Source organism: Micromonospora zamorensis, assembly GCF_900090275.1.
Taxonomy (GTDB): domain Bacteria; phylum Actinomycetota; class Actinomycetes; order Mycobacteriales; family Micromonosporaceae; genus Micromonospora; species Micromonospora zamorensis.
In genome coordinates, this window is sequence record NZ_LT607755.1 from 4,866,431 (window position 1) to 4,878,434 (window position 12,004).

The 12,004-nt window shown below is 72.0% G+C and carries 12 protein-coding genes; 5 read left to right on the plus strand and 7 right to left on the minus strand.

Annotation, left to right across the window (positions count from 1 at the left end):
* Positions 1–5: 5 nt before the first annotated feature.
* The 3 genes from GA0070619_RS21420 to nadD form a co-directional block, all read right to left on the minus strand.
* Positions 6–665, minus strand: a complete 660-nt coding sequence (locus GA0070619_RS21420; RefSeq protein ID WP_088949719.1) for a histidine phosphatase family protein — start codon at positions 663–665, stop codon at positions 6–8.
* The gene (gene rsfS, locus GA0070619_RS21425) at positions 662–1,069 is read right to left on the minus strand and encodes a ribosome silencing factor (protein ID WP_088949720.1); all 408 of its coding nucleotides are present in this window, start codon (positions 1,067–1,069) and stop codon (positions 662–664) included. Before rsfS ends, GA0070619_RS21420 begins: the two co-directional genes overlap by 4 nt.
* 110 nt (positions 1,070–1,179) lie before the next feature.
* On the minus strand, positions 1,180–1,776 hold the full coding sequence (gene nadD / locus GA0070619_RS21430) for a nicotinate-nucleotide adenylyltransferase (RefSeq protein WP_088951954.1): 597 nt from the start codon (positions 1,774–1,776) through the stop codon (positions 1,180–1,182).
* A 261-nt stretch (positions 1,777–2,037) separates the two neighbouring features.
* Between nadD and GA0070619_RS21435 the strand changes: the two genes are divergently transcribed.
* Positions 2,038–2,757, plus strand: coding sequence for a PadR family transcriptional regulator (locus GA0070619_RS21435; protein WP_231927126.1), 720 nt, complete (start codon positions 2,038–2,040; stop codon positions 2,755–2,757).
* A gap of 153 nt (positions 2,758–2,910) precedes the next feature.
* Complete coding sequence (locus GA0070619_RS21440) at positions 2,911–4,125, plus strand: FAD-dependent monooxygenase (RefSeq protein WP_088949721.1); 1,215 nt, start codon at positions 2,911–2,913, stop codon at positions 4,123–4,125.
* A gap of 85 nt (positions 4,126–4,210) precedes the next feature.
* Here the strand turns inward: GA0070619_RS21440 and pepN are convergent, their stop codons facing one another.
* A complete protein-coding gene (gene pepN, locus GA0070619_RS21445) occupies positions 4,211–6,727 on the minus strand; it encodes an aminopeptidase N (protein WP_088949722.1) in 2,517 nt (838 codons plus the stop codon).
* 69 nt (positions 6,728–6,796) lie between these two features.
* Between pepN and GA0070619_RS21450 the strand changes: the two genes are divergently transcribed.
* A complete protein-coding gene (locus GA0070619_RS21450) occupies positions 6,797–7,015 on the plus strand; it encodes a DUF397 domain-containing protein (RefSeq protein ID WP_030336536.1) in 219 nt (72 codons plus the stop codon).
* A gap of 58 nt (positions 7,016–7,073) precedes the next feature.
* On the opposite strand, the gene GA0070619_RS21455 is transcribed toward GA0070619_RS21450, so the two are convergent.
* On the minus strand, positions 7,074–7,475 hold the full coding sequence (locus GA0070619_RS21455; protein WP_088949723.1) for a hypothetical protein: 402 nt from the start codon (positions 7,473–7,475) through the stop codon (positions 7,074–7,076).
* A gap of 160 nt (positions 7,476–7,635) precedes the next feature.
* Here GA0070619_RS21455 and GA0070619_RS21460 point away from each other — a divergent pair, with 160 nt between their 5' ends.
* Positions 7,636–8,883, plus strand: coding sequence for a cytochrome P450 (locus GA0070619_RS21460; protein WP_088949724.1), 1,248 nt, complete (start codon positions 7,636–7,638; stop codon positions 8,881–8,883).
* 52 nt (positions 8,884–8,935) lie between these two features.
* Here GA0070619_RS21460 and GA0070619_RS21465 read toward each other — a convergent pair whose 3' ends face one another.
* Together GA0070619_RS21465 and GA0070619_RS21470 are read right to left on the minus strand one after the other, a co-directional pair.
* On the minus strand, positions 8,936–10,105 hold the full coding sequence (locus tag GA0070619_RS21465) for a zinc-dependent alcohol dehydrogenase (RefSeq protein ID WP_088949725.1): 1,170 nt from the start codon (positions 10,103–10,105) through the stop codon (positions 8,936–8,938).
* Positions 10,102–10,740, minus strand: coding sequence for an SRPBCC family protein (locus GA0070619_RS21470; RefSeq protein WP_088949726.1), 639 nt, complete (start codon positions 10,738–10,740; stop codon positions 10,102–10,104). The genes GA0070619_RS21465 and GA0070619_RS21470 overlap by 4 nt, the downstream gene beginning before the upstream one ends.
* Positions 10,741–10,898: 158 nt before the next feature.
* On the opposite strand from GA0070619_RS21470, the gene GA0070619_RS21475 reads away from it, so the two are divergent.
* A complete protein-coding gene (locus GA0070619_RS21475; RefSeq protein WP_231927127.1) occupies positions 10,899–11,945 on the plus strand; it encodes a glycosyltransferase family 2 protein in 1,047 nt (348 codons plus the stop codon).
* The last annotated feature ends 59 nt before the right edge of the window (positions 11,946–12,004 follow it).

Sequence of the window (12,004 nt, forward strand, 5' to 3'; positions counted from 1 at the left end):
AGCGTTCAGATCGCGTCGACGACGACCGGGGCGGTGACCAGGCCGACGTTGTGCGCCCGCAACTGCCAGCCCCGGACGTCCTGCGGACGCCCGACAGCCGGCGCGCGGTCGTCGTGCCGTAGCTCGCTCCAGTGGCAGTTGGCCAGGGAGCCGATGGTGCGCAGCACGCTGGTGTCCCAACCGAGCAGGTGGCCGATGCCCTGCCGGGAGCCACCACCGTGGGTGGCGATCACCACGGTGCCGCCCGGTGCCGCTTCGGCCGCCTCCCGCAACGCGGCGCCGACCCGCTCGCCGAGGCCGTGCAGAGGCTCCAGGTCCGCACCCGGATCGGGGTCGCCGGCCCGCCAGCGCGCGTACTCCTCGGGGAAGCGCTCGGCGACCTCGGTGAGGTGCAGACCCTGCCACTGACCGAAGTGCCGCTCGCGCAGCCGGACGTCCGTGCGTACCGGAAGCCCCGTCAGCGCGGCGAGCGCGCCAGCGGTCTCCGCGGCGCGACTCAGGTCGCTGGACACGATCGCGTCGGGCCGCAGCGCCGCGAGCAGCGGGGCGGCGGCGCGGGCCTGGTCGCGGCCCAGCTCATTCAGGGGTACGTCGGTCTGCCCCTGCACGCGGTTGGCGGCGTTCCAGTCGGTGTTGCCGTGCCGCCAGACGATCAGCCGGGTCATTCTGCTGCGGCGGACCCGCTGGCGTCGGCCTCGACCAGGTCGCGGTCGACGAACGGGATGGTGGGGCAGTCCTTCCAGAGCCGGTCGAGCGCGTAGAACTCGCGCTCCTCGGTGTGCTGGACGTGCACCACGATGTCGACGTAGTCGAGCAGCACCCAACGGCCGCCACGCTCGCCCTCGCGCCGCACCGGCTTCGCCTTTTCCGGCAGCTCCAGCAGGCTCGCCTCGATGGCGTCGACGATGGCCAGCACCTGACGCTCGTTGGGGGCGGCGGCGAGCACGAACGCGTCGGTGATGGCGAGCTGGTCGCCGACGTCGATGATCGTGATGTCCTGCGCCTTCTTGTCGGCAGCGGCCTGGGCAGCCGCGATAGCCAGCTCGTGAGCGCGTTCGGAAACTGTCACCGTTCTCCTTAGATCAAGCGTGCGATCCTCCAAGCGTCTCATACCCGGCGACACCCCGACCGTTCAGTTCTGGTCGGTTAAGCGCACAGACCGGGCCATACCGGGCGTGATCAGCCCTGATAGAGGCGCCGCTTGGCGATGTACTGCACCACACCGTCGGGCACCAGATACCAGACCGGCTCACCACGGGCGACCCGAGCACGGCAGTCGGTCGACGAGATGGACATCGCGGGCACCTGGATCAGACTGACGGTGTCGGCCGGAAGGTGCTTGTCGGTCAACTGGAAGCCGGGCCGGGTCACCCCGACGAAGTGGGCCAGCTCGAAGATCTCGTCCAGGTCCTTCCACGACAGGATGCGCTGCAACGCGTCCGCGCCGGTGATGAAGAACAGCTGCACCTTGGGGCCGTACTCGGCCTGAAGATCACGCAGGGTGTCGACCGTGTAGGTGGGGCCACTGCGGTCGATGTCGACCCGGCTGACCTGGAAGCGGGGGTTGGAGGCGGTGGCGATGACCGTCATCAGGTACCGGTCCTCGGCCGGGCTGACCGGCTCGTCAGCCTTCTGCCACGGCTGACCGGTGGGGACGAAAACCACCTCGTCCAGACCAAACCGGTCCGCCACCTCACTGGCCGCGACGAGGTGCCCGTGGTGGATCGGGTCGAAGGTGCCACCCATGATCCCGATCCGCCGGATGTCTTCCTCCACCCCGTGATCGTAGGCCGGACGTCGTGGGGCGCCGTTGGGGCCCGGCATCGGGCGCACGTCAGCCCACCGGATGGCAGCCTGCCGGGCAGATGATTCGGCCCGGCGGCGTGGTGGTGGTCACCTCGCGGGGCAACACGGGGGTCGCGTGAAGGGTCGCCGCATTGAGGGCGTCGCGTGAGGGGACGCGCGTGAGGGTCGCGGGCAAGCCAGCGCGGGGATATACTCGTCTACGAGTAATCGCCCGCGAGCAGAGGAGACGTCGTGCAGAAGCGGCGCAAGGTCGGCAACCTGCTGGCGCTGGCCGTGCTGTCTGCCCTGGTCCAGCGGCCGATGCACCCGTACGAGATCGCCACCGCACTGCGTGCCTGGGGCAAGGACCAGGACATGGAGTTCAAGTGGGGGTCCTTCTACACGGTGATCCGCAACATGGACAAACACCGCATGATCGAAGCGGTGGAGAGCGTCCGCGAGGGTCGGCGCCCGGAACGCACCGTCTACCGCATCACGGATGCGGGGCGGGCGGAGCTGGTCGATTGGGCCCGCGAGCTGGTCTCCACGCCGATGCCCGAGCATCCCCGCTTCCGAGCCGGCCTGTCCGTTCTCGCCGCCCTGCATCCCGACGAGGCCGCCGCCCTGCTGCGGCAACGGCTCGACCTGCTGGAGGACGCGATACGCCAGGACCGGGAAGCGCTCGACGCGCACCTGCGGGAGGTTCCGCGGCTGTTCCTGGTGGAGTCGGAGTACGACCTCGCCATGCGCGACGCGGAGGCCTCCTGGCTGCGGGGGCTGCTCGCGGAGCTGACCTCGGGCAGCTACCCGGGGCTGGACACCTGGCGGGCCTTCCACGAGACCGGCGAGATGCCCGCGGAGCTGACCGAGCTGTCCGAGAGAACCACCACCGCGAAAGGCACCGCCGAAAGCAACAACACCACCACACAGAAAGCCAGCACCCCGACAACCAGCAGCCGGGAAGCCGACTGAATAACGGCTCCGGCGGGGTGCGCCAACACCCCGCCGGAGCCCTTACCCCGAACCGATGCCTGGGAAGGCGCCCGGCCCGAAGCGGCAACCAGAGGATAACCGGGCTCCCTCCCAGGTCGGTCGCACGCGACCACACACCTCAGGGAGAAGAGCATGACCACGGTACGAACCGCGATCGTCATCGGCGGCGGCATCGCCGGACCGGTGACGGCACTAGCGCTGCGCCGCGCCGGCATCACGGCGACCGTCCACGAGGCGTACCCGGCCACCGCCAGCGGAGTTGGCGGCATCGGCGGCACCCTCGCGCTCGCGCCCAACGGCGTGGCGGCCCTACGTACGGTCGGCGCGGACCAAGCGGTGACGGCGGCCGCCACCCCGATCACGCGCAGCGTGATGGCGGTCGGCCGACGCCGCATCGACCTGCCCACGCTGAGCGGAGTGCCACCGCTGCGCGTGGTGCACCGCGCCGAGCTGCATCGGGCGCTGCACGACCAGGCGGTCGCCGAGGGGGTCGGTTTCGCGTACGGCAAGCGCCTGGTCGACGCCGAGCAGTCGGAGAGCGGCGTGACCGCCCATTTCGAGGACGGCAGCACCGTCAACGCCGACGTCCTGATCGGTGCCGACGGCATCCGGTCGACCGTTCGTGGCCTGATCGACCCGGCCGCACCCGGCCCCCGGTTCACCGGCCTGCTCGGCTTCGAGGCGGTGGCCCGGCACGAGGTGGATGCGGAGCCGGGCACTATGACGTTCGCGTTCGGGCGCCGCGGCTACTACCTCTACTGGCCGGAGCGGGGCGGTGGCACCCGGTGGGGGGCCAACCTGCCGTACCAGCGGCCGATGAGCCTGGTCGAGGCCCGCACGGTGCCGTCGACGCAGTGGCTGGCCACGCTGCGCGACACCTACGGCGACGACGACCCGGGCCGGGAGCTGATGGCGACCAGCACGGCGGACGAGCTCCAGGTGGTCGGGGCGTTGCAGATCATGCCGCCGGTGCCGCACTGGCACCGGGGTCGGATGGTGCTGGTCGGCGATGCGGCGCACGCACCGTCGAACAGCTCCGGGCAGGGCGCGTCACTGGCCATCGAGAGCGCGGTGCAGCTCGCCCGTTGCCTGCGTGACCTACCGGACGTGGCGTCGGCGTTCGCCGCGTTCGACCGGCTCCGCCGCTCCCGGGTGGAGAAGGTCGCCGCTCGCGCGGCGCGGATCAACCACACCAAGGCGCCGGGGCCGGTCGGCCGGACGCTGATGCCGTTGCTGATGCCCCTGCTGGTGCGCACCGCAATGGACCCGGAGAAGACGATCGCCCACGAGCAGCGGTACGTCATCGACTGGGACGCGCCGGTCACGGCGGAGCCCGCGCTGCGCTGAGCTACGGGCGCGGGAGCACTTCCTGATCGAGTCGGGGTCCGGGAATCGGGGGTTCGCCCGTCCCGGACCCCGCGCCCAACCAGCCCTATGCGGACGCGGCGGCCACCGCCGTTCGGGCGACCAGCGCGCGGCGCAGGTCGTCGTCGGCGTCGGTCACCACCCGGCGTAGGCCGGGGGTCAGGTCGTCGCGGGCCAGCAGCGCCGCGGCCGCTTCCCGGGTCGGCTGCGCCACGGCATAGCGGGGGAACGCCAGGGCCGCGACCCGGTCGGCCGTCCAGGGGGTACGCCGACGCGCGGCGGCCGGCATGTCCGCGAAGTACCGATCGATGTACGCGGCGGTCAGCTCGGCCTGTTCGGGTTGCCAGAACCCTTCGGCGGTCGCCTCCAACGGCCGGCTGGACAGCTCGGTGTCCCGCACGATGATCTCCCAGGCTGCCTGCTTCGCGGCCGGGTCGGGCAGTGCGGCCCGGCAGCGGGCGGCCCGTTCCGCCCCCGTGGAGCTGTTGTCGGCGGCTGCCTCGATGGCGATCTCCGCCTCGCCGGCGGCGCCGAGCACCACCAGCCGGCGCAGCACCGCCCAGCGCAGCTCCGCGTCGACCTTCAGACCGGACGGCACGTCCCGGCCGGCGAGCCAGCCGACGAGCAGGTCCGCGTCGGTGGTCGCGGCGATCCAGCCGCGGGCTGCGGCGAGTTGCAGCGACTCCCCCGCCTGCGCACCGTCGAGCAGCCGCTGGCACGCCCCGGCGACCCGGGCCAGCGCTGTGGACCGGGCCAGTGGGTCGAGATAGCGGTCGATCAGCGACCGGCTGAGGGTCAGCACGTCCTCCGCGATGATCACCTCGGTTTCGGCCGGCAGCGCGGCGACCATCAGCTCGACGAGGCCGGTGACCGGCCGCTCCCCGTCGGTCGCCGCGTCCAGTGCCTCGCTCCAGAGCACCGCCCTCGCCAGTGGGTCGGTCAGCCCGGGCAGCACCAGCGGAACGGCGTCCGCCGACGCCGGGTCGAGGCGCACCTTGGCGAAGCTGAGGTCACCGTCGTTGAGCAGGAGCAGCCGGGCCGCTGGGGCGCCGGTCAGCTCACCCAGCACCGTACGGGCACCGTCGGCGGCGGGGTCGATGTCCACCTCGTCGCGCTCGACGGTGCCGTCCATCGAGTAGCGGCCCACGCCGATGCGGTGCGGGCGCAGCACCTTGTGTGGCGCGGGCGCGGTCTGCACCACGGCCACCTCGGCGTAGTGGCCGTCGGCATCGACGGCGACCTCGGCGCGCAGGGTGTTGACCTGTGGCCGGCGCAGCCACAGCTCGGCCCAACCGGACAGGTCCCGCCCGCTGGCGATGGAGAGGCTGGCCAGCAGGTCGTCGAGGGTGGCGTTGCCGAAGCGGTGCGCCGCGAAGTGCGCGTTCAGGCCGGCGAGGAACGCCTCGTCACCGAGCCACGCGACCAGTTGCCGGAGCACGCTGGCGCCCTTGGCGTACGAGATGCCGTCGAAGTTGAGCAGGCCCTCGTCGGTGTCGGCCACCTCGTCCGGGGCGACCGGGTGGGTGGAGGGGCGCTGGTCGGCGGCGTAACCCCAGGCCTTGCGGCGCATGGCGAAGGTGGTCCACGCCTGGTCGAAGCGGGTCGCCTCGGCGGTGACCCGGGTGCCCAGGTATTCCGCGAAAGACTCGTTCAACCACAGGTCGTCCCACCAGCGCATGGTGACCAGGTCACCGAACCACATGTGCGCCATCTCGTGCGCGATGGTGGTGGCCCGCAGCTCGCGCTGGCTGTCGGTGACTGCCGAGCGGAACACGTAGTCGTCGCGGAAGGTGACGATGCCCGGGTTTTCCATCGCGCCGGCGTTGAACTCGGGCACGAACGCCTGGTCGTACTTGCCGAACGGGTAGCGCTCGGTGAAGAGCTGGTGGAACCGGTCCAGGCACTGCCGGGTGACGGTGAAGATCTCCTCGGCGTCCGCGTCCAGGTGCTCGGCGAGCGACCGGCGGCAGTAGATGCCCAGCGGCACGCCGTCGTGCTCGGCCCGCCGGACGTGGTACGGACCGGCGATCAGCGAGAAGAAGTATGTGGCCAGCGGCGCGGTCGGTGCGAACTCCCAACGACCGGGCGCGGGATTGGCTGCCACCTCGGCGTTGCCGGACACCGTCCATTCCGGCGGAGCGGTCACCGAGAGGGTGAACGGTGCCTTGAGGTCGGGCTGGTCGAACGCGGCGAAGATGCGCTGCACGTTGTCGAGGAAGGACATCGCGTAGAGGTAGGTCTCGCCGTCGGCCGGGTCGACGAAGCGGTGCATCCCCTCGCCCGTCCTGGAATACGCCATCTCCGCCTCGACGACCAGCGTGTTGTCCGCGAGCAGGTCGTCGAGCGGCAGCCGGTTGTCGGTGAGCAGACCGGGGTCGAGGTCGCGGTCGTTGAGGCGTACGCCAAGCAGTTTTGCAGGCTTGACCTCGGCGAAGGTCGCGGTGCCGGCGGTCGCCCGGAACCGGATCTCGACGCGGGAGCGGAACAGCTCGGTGCCACCGGTCAGGTCAAGGTCCACCTGATAGGACTCGACAGTAATCGCCGCGCCACGCGCGGTCGCCTCTACACGGGTCAGGCTCGGCATCCGCTTATCCTGCCCGATGGGGATCGGCACCCGGTCACCACACGACCCTCGGCACTGGAGGAAAGAACAATGGCGCAGCACCCCAAGGGCGACTTCGACCTCTCTCGGGCGGTCTGGCAGCGGGCCGAAGGGGACACCTCCGACAGCGCCGTAGAGGTCGCCTTCGTCGACGATCTGATCGGGATGCGCAACTCGGCCGAGCCGGACGGGCCGGTGCTGGTCTTCACGCAGGCCGAGTGGGACGCGTTCGTGGCCGGCGCGCAGGACGGCGAGTTTGACCTGGACTGATCGTGCCCGCCGGCGGGCGGTGGCCGTCGACCCGGGACCGGCGACCCCGGGTTGGCGGTCAGTCACGGGCGGGGCCGTCGCCGTCGCCCCAGCCGAGACCGCCGGGGCCCGGGGCGTGGTGGAAGCCGGGGTGATCGGCCACGTCGACGCAGCGCTCGCCGTCCGGGCCGAGCGCACCGCAGAACAGCCGCTCGGCCCGCTGCCAGGCATCGGCCGGTGACAGGGCCGCCGCCCCGAGCGCCACCTCCGGGCGGAGCAGGTTGAGCGCCTCCGCGTACGCCACGGCCAGCTCGCGTGCCTCGACCACGCTGGGGGCGGTGAAGCCCAGGTGCACGGTGAAGAAGCGGTGTGGCCGGGTGGGCCGCCGGGGCGGCCCGATGAGTGGCCGCGCGTCGCGGCCTCCGCCCAGTGCCCCGACAGTTCGTCGCTGCCGCCAGCGCGGTGATGTGTTGTCGCGCATCCGCCCTCCCCGTGGTTGCCCCACCAGCAGCAAACCAGGTTCCGCTGCCCCTGGGAGGGGCCAGCCGGCGTGCCGTCGGCGCGGGGATTCAGCGGCCGTGACGGGGGTAGACGCAGCCGGCCGGTGGCGACCCGGCCACACCCGCGCGTGAGGAGACCCGATGGCCACCATGCCGGCCGACCGCAGCCCGGACAGCACCCTCGCGTTGCTCCGTGCCGGCTACCGGTTCATCGGCGAACGCTGCGAGCGGTACGGCAGCGACGTCTTCCAGACCCGGATCCTGCTCGCCCCGACCATCTGCCTGCGCGGCCGGCCGGCGGCGGTGCTGTTCTACGACAACGACCGCTTCCAGCGCGCGACCGCCATGCCGCTGCGGGTGCAGCGGACACTCACCGGTCGGCGTGGTGTGCAGGGGCTGGACGGGCCGGAGCACGCCGACCGCAAGGCCATGTTCATGTCGATCATGACGCCGATCGCCATCCGGCAGCTCGGTCAACTCTTCGACGAGGAGTGGCAGGCGCGGATCCCCGCCTGGGAGGCCGCCGGGCCGCTGCCGCTCTACGACGAACTCGGCCGGTTGCTGACCCGGGTGGTCTACGCCTGGGCGGGGGTGCCGCTGCCCACGTCCCAGGTCGAACGACGCGCCGTCGAGCTGCACTCGATGATCGAGGCTCCGGCGGCGGTCGGCCCCCGGCACTGGCGGGGACGGCTCGCCCGTCGTCGCACCGAACGCTGGCTCGGCGACCTCATCGAGCGGACCCGGATCGGTCTCTTTCCGGCGCCGCCCGGCAGCGCCCTGGCCGTGATCGCCGAACACCGCGACCGGCAGGGCCGGCTGCTCCCCCGCCGGGTCGCGGCTGTGGAACTGCTCAACGTGCTGCGGCCGGTGGTCGCCGTGGACCAGTACATCGCGTTCGCCGCGCTCGCCCTGCACGACCATCCGGGCTGGCGGGAACGGGTCCGCGGCGACGGTGAGGCCACCGAGAACTTCGTCCAGGAAGTACGCCGCTACTACCCGTTCTTCCCGATGGCGGCAGCCCGGGTCCGGCGTTCCTTCGACTGGCAGGGCCACCACTTTCCCCAGGGGCGACGGGTCCTGCTCGACCTGTACGGCACCAACCACCATCCGGCCCTCTGGCCGGAACCGGAACTGTTCCGGCCGGAGCGGTTCGCCAACCGACGCGTGGACCCGTTCGAGCTGATCCCGCAGGGCGGCGGTGACCACTGGGCCGGGCACCGTTGCGCGGGCGAGTGGATCACCATCGACCTGATGAAGCGGGCGGTCACCAACCTGACCAGCACCATGCGCTACGACGTGCCCGTCCAGGACCTGGCCCTGGACCTGCACCGGATGCCGGCGCTGCCGCCCCTCGGCCTGACCCTCACCAACATCCGACGCACCGCCTGACCTCCGCCTCGCCGGTCGTTCGGGGGGACCGGCGAGGCGGCATCCCAGCGGGTCAGGGGTGCAGCACGCTGCGGAGACAGCCGTCCTGCTTCTTCTCGAACAGCTCGTAGCCGTGTGCGCCCTCCTCCAGGGAGATCGGGTGGGTGGCCAGGTAGCCGGGGTCGATCTCGCCGGCCGCGAGCCGGTCGAGCAGCATCGGGATGTAGCGCTGCGCGTGCATCTGCCCCATCCGCAGCACCAGGGCCTTGTTCATGGCCGCGCCGAGCGGGAACTTGTCCACCAGACCGGCGTACACCCCGACGATGCTCACCGTGCCACCCTTACGACAGGCCATGATCGCCTGGCGTACGGAGGTCGGCCGGTCGGTCTGCAACCGAGCCGCCTGCTTCGTCCGGTCGTACGCGTAGGTCGGTCCGACGTCGTGTGACTCCATGCCGACGGCCTCGATGCAGGCGTCCGGCCCACGGCCGGCGGTCAGCTCCCGTAGCGCCTCCAGCACGTCCGTCTCCGCGTAGTTGATCGTCTCGACGCCGACCCGCTCGGCCGCCGTGGCGAGCCGGTCCGGGAACCGGTCGATCATGATGACCCGCTCGGCGCCGAGGAGTTGCGCCGACCGGGCCGCCATCTGCCCGACGCCGCCGGCGCCCCAGACGGCGACCACCTCGCCACCGGTGAGCCCACAGAAGTCCGCCGCCATCCACCCGGTGGGCATCGCGTCGGAGGCGAACACCACCGAGTCGTCCGGCACCCCGTCGGGCACACCGAACGCACCAACGTCACCGAACGGCACCCGGATGTACTCGGCGTGCGACCCCGAGTAGCCGCCGGCGGCGTGCGAGTAGCCGAGGATGCCGGCCGGTGAGTGCCCCCACAGCTTCTCGGTGAACACCGGCTGTGGGTTGGAGTTGTCGCAGAGCGAGTACTGCTCGGTGCGGCAGTACCAGCAGCCACCGCAGGCGACCACCGACCCGACCACCACGCGGTCACCGACCTTGTGCTGTCGTACGCCGGGCCCGGTCTCCACCACCTCGCCCATGAACTCGTGGCCGAGGATGTCGCCCTCCCGCATCGCCGGCAGGTACCCGTTGATCAGGTGCAGGTCGGAGCCGCAGACACTGCTGGCCCGGACGCGGACGATGATGTCCCCCTCGGCGCGGATTCTGGGCTCCGGCACGTCCCGCACCGCCAGCTTGCCGACGCCTTCCCAACACAGTGCCCTCACGCCCGGCCTCCCGTCATCAGCTTCTCCCGGACCTTGTCGGTCGCCTTCTCCTGCCTCGGGCTCCGGCCGGACGGGTCGTCGCGGGTGTCCATCACCTGGCCACACTCGATCAGCGACTTCACCCGCCGCAGGGTGTCCCGCAGCGCCAGATCGGGGTCGTCCCCACCGATCAGGCCGAACACCCGGCGCACCGGGCCCGAGCGGTACCGCAGCTCGGCGCGGATCTCGGTGCCCCGGCCCTGGGGCGCGTCGGCCAGCTCGATCCGCCCCTCCTGCGGCACCGGCCCGTCCTCGACCCGCCACCGCAGCGTGCCGGGCCCGTCGACGGTGATCTCCGCCCGCCACTCGGTGTCGCCGCCGGCCCGGTCGCGAGCCACGCACCGCCAGCGCCGGTCGTCGAGCTGCTCCAGGGTGGCCCACCCGGCCAGCGCGCGGTCCAGCCGTTCCCGGTCGGTCCAGAAGCCGATCACCTCATCCCGGGGCCGGTCCACGGTCACCCCGCGCCGTACCACGTACCAGCCGTCCTGCCGCTCCGGCTGATGCCGGTGCCGACGGCGAGCCACCGCCCGGCCCACACCGGCCGCCGTGACCGCGGTGACGCCGAGCACCGCCCATCTCGTTCCGTTGTTGGTCATCTCGTCTCCTCCACCCGGACGTCCGGGGATGGACAGCTCTTTCCGGCAGCGCTACCCGGCGTCGGGCGGTCGAAACAACACGTCCGTTTGATCAGCGGGAATGCGGGCACGTGCTGCTCAGCCACGGTTTCACGAAGTCCTGCCGAGGAGGCACGTCGATGTCCCTGTTCAGCCCACCTGGTGACGCCCGGCGCGCCGCGCATCGGTGGGATGTCGAACACGGCCGCGCCAGCACGTCGCCGGTCCGACTGCCGATGACGTACGTGCTGCCGCTGCGCTGGCACGCCGACACCGGCCTGGCCGAGCTGACCGGTTACCTGCGGTGGCTGGCCGACCGGGTCGACGTGATCGTGGTCGACGGCTCCGCCCCGGACCTGTTCGCACGGCACGCCGACGCCTGGCGGGGGCTGGTCCGGCACCTCCCGCCCGACGCCACCACTCGAGGGCTCAACGGCAAGGTGCTCGGCGTACGCACCGGCGTACGCGCGTCAGGCCACGAGCACGTGGTGATCGCCGACGACGACGTCCGGTACGACGAGGCCGGGCTGACCGCCGTGCACCGGCTGCTGGACCGGGTCGACCTGGTGCGACCGCAGAACTACTTCGACCCGCTGCCCTGGCACGCCTGGTGGGACACCGGTCGGACGCTGCTCAACCGGGCGCTCGGCGCTGACTACCCGGGGACCCTCGCGGTGCGTCGCAGCACCTTCCTCGCCATGGGCGGCTACGACCCGGACGTGCTCTTCGAGAACCTGGAGCTGATCCGCACCCTGCGCGCGAACGACGGCACCGAGGCGGCTCCGGCCTGGCTCTACGTACGCCGGCTGCCTCCCGACGCCGCGCACTTCCGCGGTCAACGGGTCCGTCAGGCGTACGACGATCTGGCCCAGCCGGCCCGCCTGCTGACCTCGCTCGCGGTCCTGCCGGCGCTGGCCGCGGCGGTCGCGGCCCGGCGGCCCGCGCTGGTGCTCGGCGCGGCGGCCGGCACCGTGGTCCTCGCCGAGGTGGGTCGCCGTCGCGCCGGCGGCACCACGGTCTTCCCTGCGGCGACGGCGCTGGCGGCTCCGGTCTGGCTGCTGGAGCGCGGCGTGTGCGGCTGGCTCGCGGTCGGCCAGCGGTTCCTGTTCGGCGGTGTCCGCTACGGCGACACCCGAATCCGCCGGGCCGCCCACCCGACCCGCGCCCTGCGACGCCGCCGCCACTGACCGCACCCCACAACGCGACAGCTCGCGGTCACCGAGGTGGCCGCGAGCTGTCGGGATCG